The 21,734-nt window shown below is 67.2% G+C and carries 15 protein-coding genes, 1 pseudogene and 1 riboswitch; of the genes and pseudogenes, 3 read left to right on the top strand and 13 right to left on the bottom strand.

Annotated features, from left to right (window positions below; all coding sequences use genetic code 11):
• Window positions 1-89: 89 nt before the first annotated feature.
• The 4 genes from F3I16_RS01755 to F3I16_RS01740 form a co-directional block, all read right to left on the bottom strand.
• On the bottom strand, window positions 90-2,093 hold the full coding sequence (locus F3I16_RS01755; protein WP_160492054.1) for a PhoX family phosphatase: 2,004 nt from the start codon (window positions 2,091-2,093) through the stop codon (window positions 90-92).
• Between the two features lie 177 nt (window positions 2,094-2,270).
• Entirely contained in the window at window positions 2,271-2,717 is a 447-nt protein-coding gene (locus tag F3I16_RS01750) for a hypothetical protein (RefSeq protein WP_160492053.1), read from the bottom strand.
• A gap of 12 nt (window positions 2,718-2,729) precedes the next feature.
• Entirely contained in the window at window positions 2,730-3,098 is a 369-nt protein-coding gene (locus tag F3I16_RS01745; RefSeq protein ID WP_160492052.1) for a VOC family protein, read from the bottom strand.
• 285 nt (window positions 3,099-3,383) lie between these two features.
• Window positions 3,384-4,226 carry a Tim44 domain-containing protein gene (locus tag F3I16_RS01740; RefSeq protein ID WP_160492051.1) on the bottom strand — a complete coding sequence of 281 codons (843 nt, stop codon included), beginning with the start codon at window positions 4,224-4,226 and terminating at the stop codon, window positions 3,384-3,386.
• A gap of 160 nt (window positions 4,227-4,386) precedes the next feature.
• Here F3I16_RS01740 and F3I16_RS01735 point away from each other — a divergent pair, with 160 nt between their 5' ends.
• Entirely contained in the window at window positions 4,387-5,019 is a 633-nt protein-coding gene (locus tag F3I16_RS01735; protein ID WP_160492050.1) for an FMN-binding negative transcriptional regulator, read from the top strand.
• 37 nt (window positions 5,020-5,056) lie between these two features.
• On the opposite strand, the gene F3I16_RS01730 is transcribed toward F3I16_RS01735, so the two are convergent.
• Both F3I16_RS01730 and uvrD read right to left on the bottom strand, forming a co-directional pair.
• Complete coding sequence (locus tag F3I16_RS01730) at window positions 5,057-5,632, bottom strand: TetR/AcrR family transcriptional regulator (RefSeq protein WP_160492049.1); 576 nt, start codon at window positions 5,630-5,632, stop codon at window positions 5,057-5,059.
• Between the two features lie 158 nt (window positions 5,633-5,790).
• Entirely contained in the window at window positions 5,791-8,001 is a 2,211-nt protein-coding gene (gene uvrD, locus F3I16_RS01725) for a DNA helicase II (RefSeq protein WP_160492048.1), read from the bottom strand.
• Between the two features lie 137 nt (window positions 8,002-8,138).
• Between uvrD and F3I16_RS01720 the strand changes: the two genes are divergently transcribed.
• On the top strand, window positions 8,139-9,821 hold the full coding sequence (locus tag F3I16_RS01720) for a molecular chaperone HscC (RefSeq protein ID WP_160492047.1): 1,683 nt from the start codon (window positions 8,139-8,141) through the stop codon (window positions 9,819-9,821).
• Between the two features lie 6 nt (window positions 9,822-9,827).
• On the opposite strand, the gene F3I16_RS01715 is transcribed toward F3I16_RS01720, so the two are convergent.
• Together F3I16_RS01715 and F3I16_RS01710 are read right to left on the bottom strand one after the other, a co-directional pair.
• Window positions 9,828-12,536 (bottom strand): J domain-containing protein, encoded by a 2,709-nt coding sequence (locus tag F3I16_RS01715; protein ID WP_160492046.1) that lies wholly within the window; start codon window positions 12,534-12,536, stop codon window positions 9,828-9,830.
• Complete coding sequence (locus F3I16_RS01710; protein ID WP_160492045.1) at window positions 12,533-13,225, bottom strand: DUF1266 domain-containing protein; 693 nt, start codon at window positions 13,223-13,225, stop codon at window positions 12,533-12,535. Before F3I16_RS01710 ends, F3I16_RS01715 begins: the two co-directional genes overlap by 4 nt.
• A 231-nt stretch (window positions 13,226-13,456) precedes the next feature.
• Between F3I16_RS01710 and F3I16_RS01705 the strand changes: the two genes are divergently transcribed.
• Window positions 13,457-16,336 (top strand): bifunctional diguanylate cyclase/phosphodiesterase, encoded by a 2,880-nt coding sequence (locus F3I16_RS01705; RefSeq protein WP_160492044.1) that lies wholly within the window; start codon window positions 13,457-13,459, stop codon window positions 16,334-16,336.
• Between the two features lie 6 nt (window positions 16,337-16,342).
• Here the strand turns inward: F3I16_RS01705 and F3I16_RS01700 are convergent, their stop codons facing one another.
• From F3I16_RS01700 to F3I16_RS01680, 5 genes and pseudogenes are all read right to left on the bottom strand, one after another.
• Window positions 16,343-16,963, bottom strand: coding sequence for a trimeric intracellular cation channel family protein (locus F3I16_RS01700; protein ID WP_160077567.1), 621 nt, complete (start codon window positions 16,961-16,963; stop codon window positions 16,343-16,345).
• Window positions 16,964-17,081: 118 nt separating this feature from the next.
• Window positions 17,082-17,170, bottom strand: a riboswitch (glycine riboswitch).
• Window positions 17,171-17,281: 111 nt separating this feature from the next.
• Window positions 17,282-18,610 (bottom strand): tRNA 5-hydroxyuridine modification protein YegQ, encoded by a 1,329-nt coding sequence (gene yegQ, locus F3I16_RS01695; protein WP_218573084.1) that lies wholly within the window; start codon window positions 18,608-18,610, stop codon window positions 17,282-17,284.
• A gap of 159 nt (window positions 18,611-18,769) precedes the next feature.
• A complete protein-coding gene (locus F3I16_RS21145; RefSeq protein WP_256670053.1) occupies window positions 18,770-19,867 on the bottom strand; it encodes a hypothetical protein in 1,098 nt (365 codons plus the stop codon).
• Window positions 19,868-20,447: 580 nt separating this feature from the next.
• Window positions 20,448-20,876 (bottom strand): annotated as a pseudogene (locus F3I16_RS01685) (transposase); the annotation flags it as partial.
• Window positions 20,877-21,066: 190 nt separating this feature from the next.
• The coding region (locus F3I16_RS01680) for a hypothetical protein (protein ID WP_160492043.1) at window positions 21,067-21,734 on the bottom strand (668 nt) is incomplete at its 5' end.

The following is a 21,734-nucleotide window of genomic DNA, read 5'->3' as shown; positions in this document are numbered from 1 at the left end:
TACCCCGAGGGGCCCGCCGGCACAAGGCCGTCGGCCGAAAAGCACGCAGCCGGGGCTGGCCCGGCTGCGTGTTGCGGGGCGTTAGCGCTTCAGAGGATGCGCTTGCCGTCCTCGCGGGTGATCACCACGGTGGCCGAGCGTGGGCGGCGGCCGGGGCCGTCCGGCCAGGTGCTGAGCAGGTTGGTCGCGCTGGAGCCTTCGCCCGGGTGCTGGATATTCACGAACAGGGTGCGGAAGTCCGGCGTGGCGCTGATGCCGGTGACTTCGGCGCCGATCGGCCCGGTGAGGAAGCGCTTGATCTCGCCTGTGCGCGGGTCGGCCACCAGCATCTGGTTGTGGCCGAACGGGCCGCTGGCCAGCTGGCTGCCGCTCATGTCGGTCTGGATCCACAGGCGGCCGTCCGGGTCGAACCACAGGCCGTCCGGGCTGGCCAGGATGTTACTCTCGTCCAGCGCCGCGCCGCCGGGGCCGCGGCTGTCGGCCTGCGGCCCGGCGAGCAGGAACAGGTCCCAGGCGAAGTGCTGGCCGGCGTGGTCGCGGCGGTCTTCGCGCCAGCGGATGATGTGCCCGTAGGGGTTGGCCGCGCGCGGGTTGGCCGCGTCCGCCACGGTGCGCGAGCTGTTGTTGGTCAGGGTGAAGTACACCTCGCCGTTGTCCGGATTGACCGCGCCCCATTCCGGGCGGTCCATCTTGGTGGCGCCGGCGATGTCGGCGGCCAGGCGGGTGTTGATCAGCACTTCGCCCTGGTCGGCGAAGCTGACCCCGGCGGCGCTGCAGGCGGCCTGGAAGGCGGCGTCATGGATATCCAGGGCCAGCCAGTCGCCGCTGCCGTCGGCGTTGAAGCGCGCCACGTACAGGGTGCCCTCATCCAGCAGGCGGCCCGGCTGGCGCAGCAGCGGCCGGTACTTGGCGCGGCTGACGTACTTGTAGATGTATTCGTTCTGCGAGTCGTCGCCGGAGTAGCACACCAGCGGCTTGCCGGCCTGCACCGGGGCGAAGATCAGGCCTTCGTGGGCGAAGCGACCGAGGGCGCTGTGCTTGACCGGGGTGGAGTCGGGGTCGAAGGGATCGATCTCGACGATCCAGCCGAAGTGGTTGGGTTCGTTGCGGTAGTCGCCTTCGGCGGCGGCGGCCTTGCGGGTGGCGTCGAAGCGCTGGAATTCGTCGCCGGGCAGGGTGTCCCAGCCGAAGCGGCTGGTGGCGCGCAGGCCGTAGCGCTTGAGCTCGCGCGGCAGGTCGGCGTCGCGGGTGGCGAAGTAACCGGCCCAGTTCTCTTCGCAGGTCAGGTAGGTGCCCCAGGGCGTGTAGCCGTTGGCGCAGTTGTTCTGGGTGCCGCGGCTGGCGGTGCCGTCCGGGCTGTGCAAGGTCTTGAGCAGGGCGTGGCCGCGCGCCGGGCCGGCCATGCGCATCGGCGTGGCGGCGGTGACGCGGCGGTTGTAGCGGCCGGGCACCACCTGCCAGTCGCCGCGCACGTCGCGGCGGATCTCGATGATGGTGACGCCGTGGGCGTTGATTTCCTTGCGCACTTCCTCGGCCGAGCTGCGCTTGCCGTCCACCGTGGTCGGGCCGTTGGGGTGCAGCAGCGGAGCGTCGATGTATTCGTTGTTGAACACCAGCAGGCCGTGGTTGGACTGGCGCCCGCCGACCAGGCTGCGCTGCGCGTCGAGGGGGAAGAAGTGCATGCCGTCGTGGTGCATGCCGACCTGCTCGGCCTGGTCCTGGGCGCTGTTGCTGGCGTCCTCGAGGAAGGCTGGGTAGCGCCCGCAGATCGGCGTGCCCCAGGGCACGAAGGCCGTGGCACGGTAGCCGGCCGGCACCGTGATGGCGTCGGCGCGGCTCACCGCCACGGCGTCGAACGGCAGGCGGTTGCGCTTGCCGAACGGCGGCCGCGCGGCTGCGCTCTGCTCGGCGGCTGCCACCGCCTGCGGCAGGCTGACGCCGAGGAAACCCAGCGCGCCGAGGGCCGCGCCGCCGGCCAGCAGCTGGCGCCGGCGCTGGTCGATCAGCTCGCTCAGGTGCGGGTTGTGGGAGTGGTTGCTGGGGAGTTCATCGCCGCTGCCAAACAGCACGGCGTTGTGGGGATCTAGGCTCACGGTTCGGTTCCTTCTGGGAGGATGGCGACGGAGCTCTGACGCTAGCGAGGGAAGAAGACGGAAGCGTGACGCTTGTGTGGCGAGTCGATGCTTTGTGCGGGCGTTAACCTTTGCCATGGTGCCCGTCGAGCGTGGTGCCGGAACTGCGTTGGCGTCCTTTCGCGGCTAAAGCCGCTCCTACGCGAGCCCCGAGGGTTTTGCCGCACGGCTCATCAGGCGCGCATCGAGCAGGGCGTGATGGGGGATCGCCGCCTCGTCGAGGTCGCTGAGCAGGCTGACCTCCTCACGGCAGCTGATATGGGCGGGCAGGCCGGGGCGGCCGAGCAGTTCGAGCAGCAGCGGCCAGTCCCAGGCCAGGGCGTCGCTGACGATTTCCACGGCGCTGTAGCCCTGCAGGAACTGCTGCAGGGCGGCGCGGGCCTGGCTGCGGCTGTGGCCGTGGCGGGCCAGGTCGAGCTGGGGCAGGACGATGGCCTGGACGAACTCGGAGCAGTCGGCGGCGTCCCAGCCGTCGCTGAGTTCCACGTAGAACTCGGCGCCGGCGGGGTCAACCAGGGCCAGGCTGATCAGCCGGTAGTCGGCGCTCAGGCTGGTGAACTCGGTATCCAGGTACAGGGTGTGCATATGCAGCGGGCGTCAGCCCATGTGGAAGAAGGCCAGCTTGTGGCCGTCGAGGTCGCGGAAGTAGCCGGCGTAGAAGCCCGGCATGCGCTCGCCGGGGGCGCCTTCGTCGCTGGCGCCGAGGCTGATGGCCTTGGCATACAGCTTGTCGACGTTGTCCCGCGAGCCGGCAGGCAGGGCGATCATGCTGCCATTGCCGACGCTGGCCGGCTGCTTGTCGTAGGGCAGGCACACGCCCAGCATCGGCTGGTCCATGGCCTTGCCGTAGAAGGCCGCGCGGCCGACATCCATCACCAGCTTGGCGCCCAGTTCGGCGAGCAGCTCGCCGTAGAAGGCCTTGGCTTTGTCCAGGTCGGCGGTGCCGATCATTGAGTATCCGATCATGACGATGTCCTTGGTTGGGGGTGGGCAGAATCTAGCGCAAGTGCGCGCAAGTACAAGGCGAAATACGCTGGGGTGGGCCGGCTATGAAGCGGTTACCTGTTGCTGCGCCGCACCGGGGTGTGGTGCAGGTGCTTGCGGTTGTTGGTGGGCGCGAATGCATTGGCGATAAGGGCTGGCGCTGAGCGGCCTGTTAATCGCGGATAAATCCGCTCCCACTAGAGCTCGATGACGGGGGCGGGAATAAAAAACCCGGGCCAGGCCCGGGTTTTTCGTAGTGCCTGCGGTTCAGCCGTTCTGGCGGATGCCGGCGACCAGCCAGGGCTGGTTCTCGCCGTTGATCCGCTCCATGCGCCAGCTTTCGCTGAACGGCTCGCCCTGGTCGAAGCGCGAGGTCTTGGCCACGCCGCGGAAGGTCAGGGTGGCGACGGTCTTGTCGGCCAGTTCGTCGATGCCGTCGAGCTGGGCGTCGAGGTCGTCGATGTAGGTGGACTGGAAGCCCTCACCCAGGCTGGCGCGCTCTTCCTTGAGGAAGCTGAGCATCTGCGGGGTGACGAATTCGCCGATCTTGTCCATTTCGGCGGCGTCCCAGTGCTGCTGCAGGGCGAGGAAGTGCTCGCGGCCGGCGGCGATGAAGCGCTGCTCGTCGAACCAGGCCGGCGCCTTGATCACCGGACGGGCGGCTGCGCCGCCGCCAGCACCGAAGATCGCTTGCTGCGGCATCTGCCGCTGCATGCCACCGGGCATGGCCGGCTGGCCATGGGCCTGACGGCGCGAGGCGATCAGGCGGAAGATGACGAAGGCGACCAGGCCGAGCAGGAGGATGTCGAGCAGCTGGATGCCTTCGAAGCCGTCGCCCATGAACATCGAGGCGAGCAGGCCGCCGGCGGCGATGCCGGCCAGCGGGCCGAGCCAGCGCGAAGCGCCGCTGGCGGCCGGCGCGGTACGCCCGGCGGTGGCGGCAGTGCCGGTGGCAGCCGCAGGTGCGGCGGTTGGCGCATCGGCCTGGCGGGTCTGGTGGGTCGGCGCGGAGCCGAAGGTCTTGCCGCCACCCATGCGCTTGGCGCTGGCGTCGAGGCTGAGAGTCAGGCCCAGGCACAGAGCCAGGGCGATGCTGAGAAAGCGCTGCATGAGGGTATCCCGGTAATGTGGTGGTACGCGCGTCATCCTGCCCAGTCCGGCGGGCAAAGGCCAGCCCAGTGTGTTTCCGGATTTATGTACAACTGTGTCTGTTCGCCCTGGCGGGCTTGCGGTACATCTGTACCCTGCGCGTTTAGCCCGAGGTGTCTGCATGTATATCCCCAAGGCGTTTGCCGTCGGCGAGCTGGCCGAATTGCACGGTTTGATCGAGCACAGTGGCGTGGCCACCCTGGTCTGCCAGGGCGAACAGGGCCTGCAGGCCAGCCATCTGCCGCTGCTGCTGGTGCCGGGCGAGGGTGAGTTCGGCACCCTGTACGGTCACTTCGCCCGGGCCAACCCGCAATGGCGTGCTCTGGCTGACGGGGCCGAGGTGCTGGTGGTGTTCCAGGGCGCCGAGGCCTATGTCAGCCCGAGCTTCTACCCGGCCAAGGCCGAGCACGGCAAGGTGGTGCCGACCTGGAACTACCAGGCGGTGCATGCCCATGGCCGCGCCGAGGTGTTCGACGAGCGCGAACGCCTGCTGGCGCTAGTCGGCGCGCTGAGCGACAAGCACGAGCAGCGCCGCGAACGACCCTGGGCGGTGAGCGATGCGCCGGCCGACTATATCGACAGCATGCTGCGCGCCATCGTCGGCTTCGCCCTGCCGATCAGCCGCATCGAGGGCAGCTTCAAGCTCAGCCAGAACAAGAATGCCGCCGACTTCGCCGGGGTGCGCGACGGATTGGCCGCGTCGCCGCAGGACAGCGAGCGACGCCTGGCCGCGTGCATGCAGCGCTTGCCCTGAGCGTCTAGGACCTTCCAGCCTGCCGCACTGGCGCACCCTACTTGAGCAGCCAGGGCAGCGGGCCACGGCGCAACTGGCGGCGCAGCAGGGCGCGCAATTCGGCCTCTCCCTCCGCGGGGTGGCGCAGCCAGTGCACGAAGGTGCGCAGATAGACGGCAGTCAGCAGGCTTTCCTCGGCGATGCGGGAGAGGTGCAGGTTCTGTCGCAGCGCCGCCTCGCGCCACCACTGCACGGTGCGGCTGATGCGCAGCAGGCCGCCGAGCTGCAGGTGGACATGTCCCGGCTCCAGCTTGTACAGCAGCATCTGCCCGGTCACCGCGCGGTGCGTGGCGAGGCTGGCCAGCCAGGCGACCAGCAGTTCCTCCAGGCGCTTCTCCGCGTTCAGGCCGGGCAGGTCGGCAGCTTTGGCGCGGGCCAGCAGGGCCTGGTCGGCGCGGTCGAACCAGGCTTCGACCAGGTCGTCCTTCTGTTGGTAGTGGCGGGCGATGGCGGCCAGGTCGCTGTCCAGCTCGGCGGCGACTTCGTGCAGGTGCAGGCGTTCCCAGCCGCAGCGGTCGGCCAGGTGCAGGGCAGAGTCGAGGATCTTGTCGGCGGATGGATTGCTGCGGGGCATGGGCTCACCTCCGTCCACCAGTATGGCGAGGTCACTGGACTGGGCGGGGGAAGCTGACCGGCGGAACGGTGCTGCTGCTCGTTATCTAGGGTGCGCCGTGCGCACCTGAGAGATGCGCGGAGTTCGCGGTGCGCACGGCGCACCCTACATGAGGGCTGTTACAGCGCCTCCAGCTTGGCGTAGCCGAGCATCAGCCACTTGCTGCCTTCGGCCTCGAAGTTGACCTGTACCCGCGCCTGGGCGCCGCTGCCTTCGAAGTTGAGGATCACCCCGTCGCCGAACAGCGCGTGGCGCACGTGCTGGCCGAGGCGGAAGCCCGTATCCGGCACTTCGGCGTTGGCGAACATGCTCATGCTGCTGGTACCGCTGCTGCTGGCACTGCCGCTGCCATAAGGGCGGCTGACGCTGTTGCTCAGGCGCACTTCCTGGATCAGTGCCGGCGGGATCTCGCGGACGAAGCGCGAGACCTTGTTGTAGGTCTCGCTGCCGTACAGGCGGCGGGTCTCGGCGTAGGTCAGTACCAGGTGCTGCATGGCGCGGGTCACGCCGACATAGGCCAGGCGGCGTTCCTCTTCGAGGCGGCCGGGCTCTTCCAGGCTCATCTTGTGCGGGAACAGGCCTTCTTCCATGCCGACCAGGAACACCATGGGGAATTCCAGGCCCTTGGCGCTGTGCAGGGTCATCAGCTGGATGCTTTCTTCGTGCTCGTCGGCCTGGGTGTCGCCGGCCTCCAGCGAGGCGTGGGTGAGGAAGGCCGCCAGCGGGCTCATTTCCTCTTCCTCGTTATTCTCGAAGTTGCGCGCGGCGCTGACCAGTTCCTCGAGGTTTTCCACCCGCGCCTGGGCCTTCTCGCCCTTCTCGGCCTGGTGCCAGGCGATCAGCCCGCTCTGCTCGATCACCGTCTGCGCCATCAGGTGCAGCGGCATGTCCAGGGTCTTGGCGGCGAGGTTCTCGATCAGTTCGACGAAGGCGGCCAGGGCGCCGGCGGCGCGGCCGGGCAGGGCCTTGGCGGCCAGCAGTTGCTGCATCGCCGCCCACATCGACAGCTCGCTGTGGCGCGCGTGCTCGCGGATCGCCTCGACGGTCTTCTCGCCGACGCCACGGGTCGGCACGTTGATCACCCGCTCCAGCGCGGCGTCGTTGTGCCGGCCCTCGAGCAGGCGCAGGTAGGCCACCGCGTTCTTGATCTCGGCGCGCTCGAAGAAGCGCTGGCCGCCGTAGATGCGATACGGGATTTTTTCCCGCAGCAGGGCCTCTTCCAGCACCCGCGACTGGGCGTTGGAGCGGTAGAGGATGGCGATTTCGCTGCGCGACAGGCCGGTCTTCAGCGCCCGCTCGATGCTCTCGACCACGTAGCGCGCTTCGTCGTGCTCGTTGAAGGCGGCGTACAGGCACAGCGGTTCGCCGTCGTCGCCGTCGGTCCACAGCTCCTTGCCCAGCCGACCGTTGTTGTTGGCGATCAGGGCGTTGGCGGCCTTGAGGATGCCGGCGGTGGAGCGGTAGTTCTGCTCCAGGCGGATCATCTGCGCGTCCGGGAAGTCGCTGCTGTACTGCTGGATGTTCTCGATCTTGGCGCCGCGCCAGCCGTAGATCGACTGGTCGTCGTCGCCCACCACCATCAGGCTCTCGCCGCCCTTGGCCAGCAGGCGCAGCCAGGCGTACTGCACGGCGTTGGTGTCCTGGAACTCGTCGACCAGGATGTGCTTGAAGCGCTGCTGGTAATGCGCCAGCAGGCCCGGGTTGTCGCGCCACAGGTCGAGGGCGCGCAGCAGCAGCTCGGCGAAGTCGATCACCCCGGTGCGTGCGCAGGCCGCTTCGTAGGCCTCATAGATCTTCAGCATGGTGGCGAGGAACAGGTCGCCGCCGGCCTGGATGTTCTTCGGCCGCAGGCCTTCGTCTTTCTGCCCGTTGATGAACCACTGGGCCTGTTTGGCCGGCCAGCGCTGCTCATCCAGGCCCAGCTCGCGGATCACCCGCTTGACCAGGCGCTGCTGGTCGTCGGAATCGAGGATCTGGAAGTTCTCGGCCAGCCCGGCTTCCTGCCAGTGCGCACGCAGGATGCGATGCGCCAGGCCGTGGAAGGTGCCGACCCACATGCCATTGGGGTTGAGGCCGAGCATCTGCTCGATACGCTGGCGCATCTCGGCCGCCGCCTTGTTGGTGAAGGTCACCGACAGGATGCTGTAGGGCGAGGCGTTGACGATCTGGATCAGCCAGGCGATGCGGTGCACCAGCACGCGGGTCTTGCCCGAGCCGGCGCCGGCCAGCACCAGCTGGCGACCGAGCGGGGCTGCCACGGCCTGGCACTGCGCATCGTTGAGGGAAGCGAGGAGGAGTTCGGGGTCGAAACGGGCGGGATCATTGTGCATCGCGGCATTCTACGGTCCGGGGCAGGGGGCGGCAAACCGCCGCTCGGCGTGTCGCAGGTCGCGCAATGGCCGCAACCGCGCCTGGCCTCGCCTGCGTCGCGCTAGAATCGCCGCCGACAAGGACGCACGAGGTTTACATGCAGGAAGCCACCCCACCGTTGCTCGGTATCGACCTGGGCACCACCAACAGCCTGATCGCGGTCTGGCGCGCCGGACGCGCCGAGCTGATCCCCAACGCCCTCGGTGACTGCCTCACGCCCTCGGTGGTGAGTGTCGACGAGGACGGCAGCATCCTCGTCGGGCATGCCGCGCGGGCGCGCCTGACCACCCACCCCGAGCGCAGCGCGGCGGCGTTCAAGCGCTTCATGGGCAGCGACAAGCGCTTCGAGCTGGGCGGGCAGAGCTTCAGCCCGGAGGAGCTGTCGGCCCTGGTACTCGGCACCCTCAAGCAGGACGCCGAGGCCTGGCTGGGCTGCCCAGTGCAGGAGGCGGTGATTTCGGTGCCGGCCTATTTCAGCGACGAGCAGCGCAAGCGCACCTGTTTCGCCGCCGAGTTGGCCGGGCTCAAGGTGCAGCGGCTGATCAACGAGCCCACGGCGGCGGCCATGGCCTACGGCCTGCATGAGCAGCAGTGCGAGCGCACGCTGATCTTCGACCTGGGCGGCGGCACCTTCGACGTCACCGTGCTGGAATACGCCCTGCCGCTGATCGAGGTGCATGCCTCCACCGGCGACAACTTCCTCGGTGGCGAGGACTTCACCGCCGCGCTGCTGCAGGCCTGCCTCAAGGACTGGCAACTGGCCCCCGCCGCCATCGACGCGCAGGCCCTGGCCAGCCTCGGCGATGCGCTCGAGCAGCTCAAGCGCCAGCTCGGCGAAGGGCCGCAGCAATTGACCTGGAGTGGTGCCGGCGAGCCGCGCGAATGGTCGCTCGACGAGGCCCGCGCACAGAAGATCTGGGAGCCACTGCTGGCGCGCCTGCGCGCGCCGATCGAGCAGGCCCTGCGCGATGCGCGACTGAACCCGCGCGACCTGGACAGCCTGGTGCTGGTCGGCGGCGCCACGCGCATGACTGCGGTGCAGCAACTGGTGGCCACCCTGTTCGGCCGCCTGCCCTACCGCCACCTCGACCCGGACACCATCGTCGCGCTCGGCGCCGCCACCCAGGCGGCATGCAAGGCCCGCGAGCAGGCCATCGAGGAGATCATCCTTACGGATGTCTGCCCCTACACCCTGGGTATCGCCTCGCTGCGTGGCGAGGGTGTCAGCGGCGCGTTCTCGCCGATCATCGAGCGCAACACGGTGATCCCGGCCTCGCGGGTGCAGCGTTTCTACAGCACCCATCCCCAGCAGAGTGCCGTGCGCATCGAGGTTTATCAGGGCGAGCGGCCCTGGGTGCGCGACAATATCTTCATCGAGGCCTTCGACGTGGCGCTGCCGCAGACCGGCGCCATCCAGGCGCTGGACGTGCGCTTCAGCTACGACATCAACGGCCTGCTGGAAGTCGATGTGACCTTGCTGGAGGGCGGCGGGCGGCATGCACACAGCATCGACCGCAGCCCCGCGGGGCTCGGCGCAGAGGCGCGCCAGGCCAGTCACGCACGGCTCGCCGCGCTGAAGATCCACCCGCGCGACGCCTTGCCCAACCGCACCCTCAGCGCGCGTCTGGAGCGCGCCTGGGTGCAGACCCTGGGCGAGGAGCGCGAGCGGATCGGCGCCTGGCTGGATGAGTTCAACAGCGTGCTCGGCGGCCAGCAACCCCAGCAGATCGCCGCCAGCCGCCAGCGCCTCAACAGCGCGTTGGACGAACTGCGCCTGTAGCCGCCATCAGGCTGGCGGGCGCCAGCCGTTCAGACCGCGCAGGACCGCCTGCAGTCCTCCGGGCAGGGCGCCCTGGGCGGCGCTGCCCGGCGGCATGCCGTAACGGTTGGGCAGGGGATCGCCCGAGACGAAGAACAGCGCCAGCGGGGTTAGCGGCAGCACCAGCGTCAGGCCCAGGTAGAGCAGCAGCATGCCCACACCGTGGCCAGCATCGTGCAGGCGGCGCAGGCTCATGCCGAGCAGGGCGACCAGCTCCAGCAGGAGAATGGCGCAGGCCAGGCCGATGTTCTCCGCACCCGCCACCAGGCTTATCGCCAGACCGCTCGCCAGCAGCAGGCTGGAGATGCTGCACAGGGCGAAGCCCGCGCGGCCCAGGCGACTGCCCAGGCGCCAGAAGGCCCAGGGGGCCGCAGGTTTGGCTGTGGCTTTGGCCAGCAGCAGGCGTTCGCACCAGGACAGCAGGGCGCTCATGGCCAGGCGCAGGCCCAGGGGGTTGGCGCTATCGTCCTTGGCCTGCTGCAGGCGCTTGAGTACGGCGCTGCGCGGCACGCCGGCACTGCCGTGGCGGATCAGCCCGGCGAGCGTATCGAGGGCGGCGTAGCAGGGTTCCGCGGCGATTCCGGCGCTGCGCAGGACCGCGCGGGGAGGGTGTAGCGGCCGGCCGCGGATCAGGCCATCGCGGAATGTCTCGAACCACGCCCCGGCGGACGTGAAGGCGGCGATCTCCTGCAGGACCACGCCGTGCTGCTCGGCATTCAGCAGCGGGTCGTGGTAGAGCACGGCGCAGAGCAGCAACAGACCCAGCGGGTCGTTATCGAAGGCCGCGAAGTTGTCCTGGTAGCAACCGAACAGCCGATCGTTGCTCAACAGGCAGGTGGCATCCAGCGCCTGCTGAACCTGGAACAGACGTCTGGCCACGAGCTGCTGGACGGGGTCGGCGCGATCCAGCCAGGCCAGCAGGCCGGCATGGTCGCCCTGCTGGCGGCGCAGGCGCAGCAACAAGTGCTGCAGGTCGTGCAGGGGGTGCGCCGATGCCACCGGCAGGCTGTCCAGCAACTCGCCGGGCAACAGCTCCAGGCAACGCTGCGGCTGCTCGAGCAGGGCGAGCAACAACAGCGTCTGGCGGTGCCATTGCCACAAGGCTGCGCCAGGCTCGGGGGCGGGCAGGGGCCTGCCGCGTTCGGCCAGTTGCTGCAGCAGGTGCAGCCCGTGCAGGGGCGTGTCCTGCTTATGCAGGGCGAAGGCCTGGTCCAGGCGCTGTAGGGCTTGGGCAGTGTAGGGGCGCAGGCGGCGTAGCCAGAGCAGGCACAGATCGCGGGCCTCGCCCGGGGCGACCAGTGCCGGGTGCGGCTCGGTCTGCGGGCTGGGGCTGGCGAGAAAGTCCTGCAGTGCCAGTAGCACCGGCGCCTGTTGCAGCCAGTGCAGTTGTTGTTCGGCCTGGGCCTTGAAGCTGTCCACGATCAGCACGTCGAGCGCACTGCCCCGGTCCTGCTCGTCGAGCACCTGACGCAGCAGGTCGCTGTCGCCGCGCTGCAGAACCCAGGCGTGGCGATACAGGCGCGTCAGCAGGTGGTCGCCGGCGTCGCCGAGCAACCAGGCCAGCAGCGGCAGTTCGTCGTCGTCCAGGCGCCATTGCACGAAGGCCGCGGCAAGGCCGTCGAGCCCGCTACGCGCGGCCCGGCTCCAGCGGGCCAGGGTTTCCGGGCGCTGCGCCGGACTGCCGTAGGCCTGGCTGTCGTCGGCCAGATCGGCCGGCCACTGGCGGTAGCCGTCCTGCAGGTCGAAGGCCTGGATCAGCAACGGCAGGCGCTGCGGTTCATGGCGGGCGCACCAGTCCAGCAGCCAGGCGGCAGCGCGGGGGTGGCGGTGCTGCTGCCACAGCTGCAGCCAGTGTGGCAGGGCCTGCTCGTCCAGGCCGAGGGCGCTGCTCTGGCAGGCCAGCAGGTAGCGCCAGTCGGCGTCCTCGGGTGCCTGGCGCAGGCGCTCGACGCACAGCTCATGCAGGCATGGGCTGCCGATCCCGGCCTGGCTGAACTGCACCAGCAGGCGCTGCAGGTAGGCCTCGTCGTGGGGCAGGGGCAGGCAGGTATGGATGGCGGCGAAGGCGGCGAACTCGTGCAGGGGGCGGTTCTGGTAGAGGTGCTCCAGGGTGCGCGCGTACCACAGGGTTTCCAGCTGGGCGGCCGGCGACCAGGCGGCCATCAGGTCGAGGTCGAAGGGGTCGTCCTGCTCGATGCGCTGGAGAAACTGGTCGGCGCGCTGCGCGCTATCGAACTGCAGCTGCAGCAACTGGCCGGCCCAGCCCAGGCGCCGGGCCAGCAGGCGTGCGCAGGCATGCGAGAGCGGCCCGCTGTCGAGCAGGTGGCCCAGCAGCTCCCAGCCCAGTGGTTCGAGCAGCTCCAGCGGGATCGGCTCGAGGCGGGCGATAAAGGCTTGCCAGGCCGGCGAGCTGAAGCGCCGGCTGGGGTCGTCGAGCAGCGCCTGGAAGTCTTCCAGCAGCTGCTCCATGGGGTCGGGTCCTGCACCTGGGGGCGGTGGCTCGGCCTGGGGCGGCGTGCGGGCCTGCCGCAGGGCCGCTTCATAGGCCGCGCGCAGGGCCTGGAAACCCTGCGGGTCGGTTTCCGGGTGATGCTGGGGCAGCAGGGTGCGGTAAGCCAGACGGATGGCGTCCTGGTCCTGGGTCGGCGCGATGCCGAGGCGTATCCAGCAGCTCATGACCAGTTGAACTCCTCGAGCGAGACCGGTTTGTCAGGCCGCGCCAGGGGCAGATCCCAGGGCAGCTCGGCGAAGGGCACTGCAGGGTCGAGGCCGAGCTCGCGCATTATGCCGAGATTGCCGAGGTAGGAGCCCTGCCGCTCGAGCTCGTGACCGACCTGCTCGTCGCTGTTGCCGAGGCAGTTCCAGAAGGCGCGCCCGATGAAGAAGCCGGCCACGTAGGTGGACCAACTGTTGTAGTAGTGGCGTGCGCGCACGGCCAGGCAACTGTGCAGCCAGAGGCTTTCGTCCAGATCGATCCAGGCGTTGCCCCGGGCGCAGCGCAGCAGGAAGCTCATGCGTCCCAGGTCCCAGGCGCGAATACCACCGGGGCCGCATTCGCCGGCGGTGCGGCTGGCGTACTGGTGGAGAATGCGCTCGCGTGGCGCGAGGCTGGCGAGCAGGGTCTGCCACTGGCTCGGCAGGCAGCGCTGCCACTGCCAATAGGCCGCGGCCAGCTGGCTGGCGTGGCCGTTATCGGCCATGCGCAGCATGTCGAGCAGCTCCGCGCGATTGTGGATGCCCCAGCCATCGACCAGGTTCACCCTGCGGTCTGCGTAGAAATCGGGTGCCGTATAGCTGGCGCCTGGGTTGAGCGCCACCATCGGCGCGGACAGGGCATACAGCCAGTGCTGCGCGCGCTCATCCATAAGCAAGGTCTCCAGGGTTTCGGCTGCGGCCGGCAGCGTCTCTCGGTCGGGGATTCTAGGGATGGCTGTCGGCGAGGGCAAACCGTGACCGGATTGAACCGATCAGTCAGTGAACAGCTGTGCGCCTTTTGTCGGTGCGCGGTTGCGCCGGGCCTGCAAAAGGCTTGGGCGAGCCCTCTAGCTCGGGTATGCTCGGGCAAAGTCGGGCAAACCATTACAAGAAAATCGCCTATGACCACCCCCGTTACAGGATCGACGGCAGCCCTGTCGCTCGATGATGCGCGCGCCATTCGCCAGCAGTTCGCCAGTGAAATAGCGGCCGAACAGACGCGCCTGCTCTATCAGGGCTCCCAGGTGCCCACCCTGTTCATGCTGCTCAACGCGCTGGTCTGTGCCGGTCTGCTGTGGGGCGGCGAGCAGAGCCTGCTGCTGGCCGGCTGGCTGGTCTGGGTGGTGCTGCTGGCGGTGCTGCGCCTGATCCAGATGGCCTCGTTCAATAGCGCCCCGCCTGCACGCCAGGCCAGCCCGCAGTGGCGGCAGATGTTTTTGCTCGGTGCCGGGCTGTCCGGCCTGACCCTGGCGTTTGCCGCGGTGGTGCTGGTGCCGGGCGATCGCTTCCTGCTGCAGGCGCTGGTCTACGGCCTGATCGCCGCCGCCATTTTGTTCGCCAGCGTGGCCTATGCCGTCAGCCGTTCGGCCTTCCTGGTGTTCGCCCTGCCGTGTCTGCTGCCGTTCATCGCCTACACCCTGCTGAGTGCGCAGCCGCGGCTGCAGGCCTGGGGCGCGCTGGGCCTGCTGCTGTTGCTGAGCCTGTGCGTGGTGGCCTGGCAGGTCAATCGCCTGGTCCAGCGCAGCCTGTTGCAGCGCTTCCAGAACCAGGCGCTGATCAGCGGCCTGGAGCAGGCCCGCGCGAGCGCCGAGGGGCTGAATCAGGAGCTGGCCCGCGAAGTGGAGCAGCGCCGCCGCGCCGAGCGCGAGCTGCGCCAGGCCCACGACGAGCTGGAAATCCGCGTGGCCCAGCGCACCCTGGAGCTGGACGATGCCAGCCATGCCCTGGGCAAGAGCGAGGCGCGCCTGGCCCTGGCCCTGGAGGCCAGCGAGCTGGGCCTGTGGGACTGGGACCTGCAGACCGACCAGGTGCACCACAGCCACCTGGAAAGCATCTTCGGCATCAGCCAGGAGCAGGTGAAGGGTGTGCTCAGCCACCTCAAGCCGCGCCTGCACCCGGACGACCTGCCGCTGCTGCGCCGCGCCCTGGTCGAGCACCTCAAGGGCCGCACCGACGGCTACTGCGTGGAATACCGCGTGCGCCATGCCGACGGCCGCTGGCGCTGGGTCGAGGATCGCGGCCGGGCGGTGGAGCGCGACGCGCAGGGCCAGGTGCTGCGCATGCTCGGCACCCGTCGCGACATCACCGGGCGCCGGCTGCGCGACGAGCAGCAGCGCCTGGCCGCCACGGTGTTCGAGGCGACCAGCGAGGGCATCGTCATCCTCGATGCCGACTACCTGCTGCTGTCGGTCAACCAGGCGTTCAGCCAGGTCACCGGCTACCGCAAGGACGAGGTGCTCGGGCGCAGCGTGGCGACCCTGATCAGCAGCCGCGACGCGCGCCGCCAGTACCAGCTGATCCGTCAGGAGCTGGAGCTGCACGGCTGCTGGCGCGGCGAGCTGATCGAGACGCGCAAGAATGGCGAGCTGTACCCGCAGTGGCTGCAGCTCAACGTGGTGCGCGATACGCGCGGCCAGGTCAGCCATATCGTCGGCTTCTTCTCCGACCTGTCGTCGCGGCGGCAGACCGAGGAGCGCCTGCGCTACCTTTCGCACTACGACGAGCTGACCGGCCTGGCCAACCGCACGCTGTTCCGCGAGCGCCTGCACGAGGCCGGCGAGTGCGCGCGGCAGAGCGGGCGCAGCCTGGCCATGCTGCATATCGACCTGGACCGCTTCAAGCTGCTCAACGACAGCCTCGGCCATGAAGTGGCCGACCAGCTGCTGCGGCAGATGGCGCGTCGCCTGACCCAGGCCGCGTCGGAGGCCAACACCATCGCGCGGCTGTCCGGCGACGAGTTCGCCATCCTGCTCGACGATTTCGGCAGCCTGTCGATCCTGGCGCGCACCGCCAGCCGCCTGCTCAGCAAGCTGCGCACGCCGATGGATGTCGGCGGCCACGAGCTGGTGCTCAGCGCCTCCATCGGCATCAGCCTGCTGCCGGACAACGCGCGGGAAATCTCCGCGCTGATCAGCCAGGCCAACATGGCCGTGCAGCATGCCAAGCACCTGGGCGGCAATACCTTCCAGTTCTACACCGACAACCTGCAGGCCTGCACCCTGGAGCGCCTGCAGCTGGAGAACCAGCTGCGCAAGGCGATCAGCGACGGCCAGCTGGAGGTGTTCTACCAGCCCAAGCTGTGCCTGGCCGACGACAGCCTGAATGCCGCCGAGGCATTGGTGCGCTGGCGCCACCCGCAACTGGGGCTGGTGCCGCCGAGCGACTTCATCCCGCTGGCCGAGGAAACCGGGCTGATCGCGCCGATCGGCGAGTTCGTCCTGCGCCAGGCCTGCCAGCAGGCGCGCGAGTGGCAGCGCCAGGGCCTGGTCGATCTGCGCGTGTCGGTCAACCTGTCGGTGCATCAGCTGCGCCAGGGCAACCTGGTCGGCCTGGTGCACCAGGTGCTCGACGAGACCGGCCTGCCGCCGCGCCTGCTGGAGCTGGAGCTGACCGAGAGCCACCTGCTGGACAACGTCGAGAACGTCATCAGCACCTTCCAGCAGCTGCGCGATTTCGGCGTCAAGCTGGCGATCGACGACTTCGGCACCGGCTATTCCTCGCTCAGCTACCTCAAGCGCTTCCCGGTGGACTACGTGAAGATCGACCAGACCTTCGTCCGCGACCTGTCGGTGGGTGGCGAGGACGCGGCGATCACCCGGGCGATCATCGCCATGGCCCACGGCCTGGAGCTCAAGGTGGTCGCCGAGGGCGTGGAAACCCAGGCGCAGATGGACTTCCTCAAGGCCCAGCGCTGCGATGAGATCCAGGGCTTCCTGATCAGCCCGCCGCTGCCGGCCGAGCAGTTCGCCGAGCTGCTGCGCGCCCACGCGGCGATCTGCTGAAGCGGGTCAGCTGTCCCAGCGTTCCTCGCTGTAGGAGAACACCGGCAGCGACCAGGACCAGCGGATCGCCGCCAGGCGCACGCTGAGGCCGAAGACGAAGGACGCCAGCAGGTTGAGGTCCTCGGCCACGCCGAGGTGGCGCAGGCCCAGGTAGAGCAGGGCGACCAGCAGCGAGACGCTGGCGTACAGCTCCTTGCGCAGCACCATCGGCGTGCGGTTGCACAGGATGTCGCGCAGGATGCCGCCGAAGATGCCGGTGATGATCCCGGCCATCACCACCACCGGTAGCGAATAGCCCAGGCGCAGGGCGACGTTGCAGCCGATCACCGTGAAGGCGATCAGGCCCATGGCGTCGAGCAGCAGGAACAGTCGGTGCAGGTGGTGCATGAAGCGCGCGACCAGCATGGTCGACAGGCCGGCGCATACGGTCAGGTAGATGTAGGCGGGGTGTTGCGTCCAGCTCACCGGGAAGTTGCCGAGCAGCATGTCGCGCACGGTGCCGCCGCCCAGGGCAGTGATGAAGGCGATCAGGCTGACGCCGAACAGGTCCATGTTGCGGCGCCCGGCGGCGAGCGCCCCGGACATGGCTTCGGCGGTAATGGCAATCAGATAGGCATAGGTCAGCACACAGAATTCCTGCGTTAGGTGCCTCTCCCCCTGTCCTGTGTACCTGAGAGTTTGTGCGGCGCTGAGCCGCTTGCCCCTTCGGTGGGTTGCCTGGGCAACCGCTCTCCAGTCGGCTGGTATGGATTCCGCAGTTCTGAGCCTGAGCGATTATGGGAGTTTGCGCCTTCGGCGGAGGGCCTGGGGCCCCCACTCTCCTGCGGGGCGCGGATTATAGGGGCTGCGCCCGCGCTTGTCCCCTCAGACCTTTGGCCAGCCCCACCGCCCCCGTAGGAGCGGCTTCAGCCGCGAAGCGCCCCGGCCCCGCGCACCGGCATGGCCTCAGTCGAGATGGCGCATCAGCAGGGCATAACGCGGGTCGATCTGCGCCGGTAGCGGCAGGTAGAGGATGTGGCCGTCGCCGGGGGCCACGGCCACCGCCTCGCCATTGGCCTTCTCCAGGTGCTCCAGGGTGAAGCTGAAATTGCCCCCGGGGGTCATCAGCTCCAGGCGGTCGCCGATGCCGAAGCGGTTCTTCACCTTGACCTCGGCCAGCGCGCCGCGGCGTTCGCCGGTCAGCTCGCCGACGAACTGCTGGCGCTCGGAGAACGAGTTGCCGCGCTGGTAGTTCTGGTACTCGTCGTGCACATGGCGGCGCAGGAAGCCCTCGGTGTAACCGCGGTTGGCCAGGGACTCCAGGTCGTCCATCAGGCGGCGGTCGAACGGCCGCCCGGCTACGGCGTCGTCGATCGCCTGGCGATACACCTGGGCGGTGCGCGCCACGTAGTAGTGGCTCTTGGTGCGGCCTTCTATCTTCAGCGAATGCACGCCCAGCTGCACCAGGCGCTCGACGTGCTGCACGGCACGCAGGTCCTTGGAGTTCATGATGTAGGTGCCGTGCTCGTCCTCGAAGGCCTCCATCAGCTCGCCGGGGCGGCTGCTGTCTTCGAGCAGGAACAGCTGCTCGGTGCTCGGCCCGGCACCGAGGGTCGGCGCCGCCTGGGCGCCGCAACTGCGCACGATCTCGCCCAGCTCGTTCTGCTCGCCCTGGTGAGCCTGGTACTGCCAGCGGCAGGCATTGGTGCAGCTGCCCTGGTTGGGGTCGCGCTTGTTGATGTAGCCGGACAGCAGGCAGCGCCCGGAATAGGCCATGCACAGCGCGCCGTGGACGAACACTTCCAGCTCCATCTGCGGCACCTGCTGGCGGATCTCGCCGATCTCCTCCAGGGACAGCTCGCGCGACAGGATCACCCGGCTCAGCCCCTGGCGGCGCCAGAACTCGACACTGGCCCAGTTCACCGCGTTGGCCTGCACCGACAGGTGGATCGGCACCTGCGGGAAGTGCTCGCGCACCAGCATGATCAGCCCCGGATCGGACATGATCAGCGCATCCGGGCCCATCGCCACCACCGGTTCGAGGTCCTTGAGGAAGGTCTTCAGCTTGGCGTTGTGCGGCGCGATGTTGACCACCACGTAGAACTGCTTGCCCTGGGCGTGGGCCTCGTCAATGCCGATGGCCAGGTTGGCGTGGTCGAACTCGTTGTTGCGCACGCGCAGGCTGTAGCGCGGCTGGCCGGCATACACCGCATCGGCGCCATAGGCGAAGGCATAGCGCATGGCCTTGAGGGTGCCGGCGGGGCAGAGCAGTTCGGGTTTGGCAAAGGTGGGCATGGCGGTAATCGACGGCAGTGTGAACGGCCGTCGATTCTAGGGCGGTGCGGGGCGCGGGGTATTGATATGGGTCTATGGCCTGGGTGCGGGGCTCGGCAGCGGCCGGCTCCGCTCCTGTGGCTCAGGGATAGTTTCCCGCGACGAATCCGACGCCCCGTTTCAACCTGTCGCAACAGGTATTTCGGCGGGTTCTTCAGTGAATTTGATCTTGTAGTAATCCAGCAGGTTCTGGCCTTTGGCGAAGGCGTTGCGGATTTCGGCGCTTTCCTTGAGCAGTGCCTCGCTCGGTTTGGCGTGCTGCTCGGTGGGCAAGGGTTGCGACCAGTCCAACACCTCTTGCGGAAACACCGCCTTGGGGCGGCGGTTGACCCACTGGGCGATATGGCAGGGCAGGGTCCAGCCGCTGCAGAACTGGATGACCAGAAAACCGAAGGCATAGCGTGGCCACCAGTGTTCCTGGCGGTACACGCCCCGGCACATGTGGAAGTAGGCCACGGTGCCTTCCTGGAACTCCTCGTCGGACAGCACCGGCGTTGGCAGGGCCGCGGGGCCGTCTTCCATATACACACGAATGGCCTCCCACTCGCTGACTACCAGACCCAGGTTGCCACCGGGTATGGTGACCCAGTAGACATCGCCGCTACTGGCATTGCGCAGGCCTAGCAGCAGGGCGAAGCTGGGCATGACCGCGTATTGGGTGACGATCTGGCTGGCCGAAACGCAGGCGATTACCTCTTCCCATGGCACATAGACAGGGGCTTCGCCGCGAAACACCAGGGCCACTTCGCGGCGCTGGCGGTTAAAACGCACGGGCGAGCGAGAGCCAATATTGCGGATAATGCGGTACATGTTGAAGCCGGCCAAAGCGGCAATGCAGGCAATAAAGCCCCACATGGGCGGAGTGGAAAAGCCATCGATCCAGCCATCAAGAAACGGTTCCTTATACCTCCGAAGCCAAGCTCCAAAGCCGGAGGCACAGAAGAATAAGATTATTAAGGTCATCACCGAGCCGATATAGGCCCTGGCTGCGAATTCGACGCTGGCCTGGCCGGCGCCCACATCCAGAAAGACTTCATTGGCCTCCTGGCGCAGGTTCTGCCCGCTGAAGGCCGGCATGCCGGTGGGCACCGGCCGGGGGGCCAGGTAGAACACCTCGGTGCCGGCTTCGCGCTCGAAGTCCCCGGCGTGGGGCAGGCGTTCGTATTGGTTTTCAGGCATGCAGGTGCTCCGGGGAGATTTCGATCCATTGCGGGGCAATACGGGTGGGGCCGACGGAGGGTTCGCCCTTGATCGGCTCGCTCGAAGCGGTGGAGCCTAACGGAATCGAGTAGTACAGGTATGCATCGTTTTGCTTGAGTGGTGTGCCGGCCAATTCCGGCTGTACCGCCAGGCGCAGGCGTAGGCGAGATTGTGCTCCGGACCAATCGGCCGCTATCTCCAGTTCGAGGGTGAGCGGATTGTCGCCGACTTGCCGCAGGTTGTTGCGTACGATCGTCGCCGACGTCCCTTGCTGGCCAGCCGAGTTGGTACTCCCATTCGGCGGTAAGGCGCAGCGGGCGCTGGCGCAGGCTGGCCAGGCTCACGCCCGGCAGACTCAGCAACAGGCGGCGCGAGTCTTCGCCATCCTGAGGGCGCTTGACCAGGCCCTGGTCGGTAACCAGCGGGCGCAGACTGGCTTCGGCCAGGCCCTGAGCGTGGGTGGGCCAGTCCCAGCCTTTGCTTTCCAGGCCCCAGCAGCAACCCAGCATCCAGCGCTGCTGATCATCCAGACTGCCGTAGTTGTACAGCGTCTCGCCGCCAAACTGCATGAGCCAAAAGGGGGCAGATTTATTTTCCAGTAACTAGACCATGGATAGTCACCCGCCTCTGCAGTCATGCGGGTACGCACCGGGTTGAGTTCGATATAACGGGAGCAGGCGAGCAGGTAAATGTCGGTTTGCACGACACTGGACTTGTAGCGACTTTCCCAAAGAGTCCCGCTGCGCCCCTCTAGGCGATTGCGATAGCGTGTGGCCCTTGCTGCCAGGGCCTTCATCAACTGCCCAAGCCCGGCCACCAAATCACCTGGAGCCAGCAGCAGGTGAACATGATTGGTCATCAGGCAGTAGGCATAAACCTTTACGCCGAATACATCCTTGAGCTCTCGAAGATCACCCAGGTAGCGCTGGTAGTCATCTTCCGCCGCAAATACCACCTGCCGATTGTGCCCACGCTGCGCCACATGATGCGGATAGTTAGGCAACACAATACGCCCCATCCTTGGCATGTCTTTCCCTCCATCCATGGAGGACTTCAGCTTAGTCGACCATATACATAGTCAGAAAATAAATCTGTCCCCTTTTTCGTCCCCTTTTTCCTAGTGGTGTTGCGGGAACTCGATGGGCTTGTTCCAGCGCAACAGGTCAAGAAGGATTTGCAGGTCGTTGTTCATGATTGAACTGGCTGTTGCGTTGAAGTTAGTAAACTTCGATCTTTTCTTCTTGCCATTCCAAGTGCGATAAATAATTTTTCAGAAAGTCGATGGCGGTGCTGAGTTCTTTCTTCTTGCAGTATATGAACAGGATGCCCTTGTCCATTTCCTGGCGGTGGGTGTTGAAGTAGTCGAAGTGTAGGCCGATGATTGAGCGCTGAGTGTAGATAGAGGCACGGTTGAATTTATCCCACTTGCAGTCCCGGTGGTGGTATTCGGTGTGCATGTCCTTAAAGCCTTTGGAGTTGGCCATTGCCAGATAGGCGAGTCCCATGCCACCGGGGCCGGCCAGGGCGAGTATGAATGCGCTGGGGTCCAAGGCAATGAGGAAAACGACGACAATGGCAGAGAAGATGGCGAACCACTTCACGAACACCAGCAGCGCTTGGGAAAGCTCCTTCCATTCGCATACCTCCATGCCTGCTTTGGTAAAGCGGTAGGCGAATTTGGTTTTTTGGTGGGTGGTTCCGTATAGGGCAGATATGAACAGTAGATAGACTAAAGTTCCTATAGTCATGGAGATAGCGGACTCGTCCTTGCTTCCTGCCCATGAGAAAAATAACGTTGCAATTATCGCCATGAAAGCAAACATGCCATTAGCAATGGTCGTGTTGTAGGGGCGGGCCCTAATACGCCATTCCAATAAGGCGGGTT

Source organism: Pseudomonas sp. L-22-4S-12 (assembly GCF_009799935.1).
GTDB lineage: Bacteria > Pseudomonadota > Gammaproteobacteria > Pseudomonadales > Pseudomonadaceae > Aquipseudomonas.
The sequence above is the reverse complement of the archived record's forward strand: the minus strand, read 5'-3'. Positions and strand labels throughout refer to the sequence as shown.

What these genes read in the sequence shown, in the direction of transcription:
- F3I16_RS01750 (WP_160492053.1), bottom strand. Translation starts at nt 2,717, where the DNA reads ATGCACACCCTGTACCTGGATACCGAGTTCACCAGCCTGAGCGCCGAC.
- F3I16_RS01745 (WP_160492052.1), bottom strand. Translation starts at nt 3,098, where the DNA reads ATGATCGGATACTCAATGATCGGCACCGCCGACCTGGACAAAGCCAAG.
- F3I16_RS01740 (WP_160492051.1), bottom strand. Translation starts at nt 4,226, where the DNA reads ATGCAGCGCTTTCTCAGCATCGCCCTGGCTCTGTGCCTGGGCCTGACT.
- F3I16_RS01735 (WP_160492050.1), top strand. Translation starts at nt 4,387, where the DNA reads ATGTATATCCCCAAGGCGTTTGCCGTCGGCGAGCTGGCCGAATTGCAC.
- F3I16_RS01730 (WP_160492049.1), bottom strand. Translation starts at nt 5,632, where the DNA reads ATGCCCCGCAGCAATCCATCCGCCGACAAGATCCTCGACTCTGCCCTG.
- uvrD (WP_160492048.1), bottom strand. Translation starts at nt 8,001, where the DNA reads ATGCACAATGATCCCGCCCGTTTCGACCCCGAACTCCTCCTCGCTTCC.
- F3I16_RS01720 (WP_160492047.1), top strand. Translation starts at nt 8,139, where the DNA reads ATGCAGGAAGCCACCCCACCGTTGCTCGGTATCGACCTGGGCACCACC.
- F3I16_RS01715 (WP_160492046.1), bottom strand. Translation starts at nt 12,536, where the DNA reads ATGAGCTGCTGGATACGCCTCGGCATCGCGCCGACCCAGGACCAGGAC.
- F3I16_RS01710 (WP_160492045.1), bottom strand. Translation starts at nt 13,225, where the DNA reads ATGGATGAGCGCGCGCAGCACTGGCTGTATGCCCTGTCCGCGCCGATG.
- F3I16_RS01705 (WP_160492044.1), top strand. Translation starts at nt 13,457, where the DNA reads ATGACCACCCCCGTTACAGGATCGACGGCAGCCCTGTCGCTCGATGAT.
- yegQ (WP_218573084.1), bottom strand. Translation starts at nt 18,610, where the DNA reads ATGCCCACCTTTGCCAAACCCGAACTGCTCTGCCCCGCCGGCACCCTC.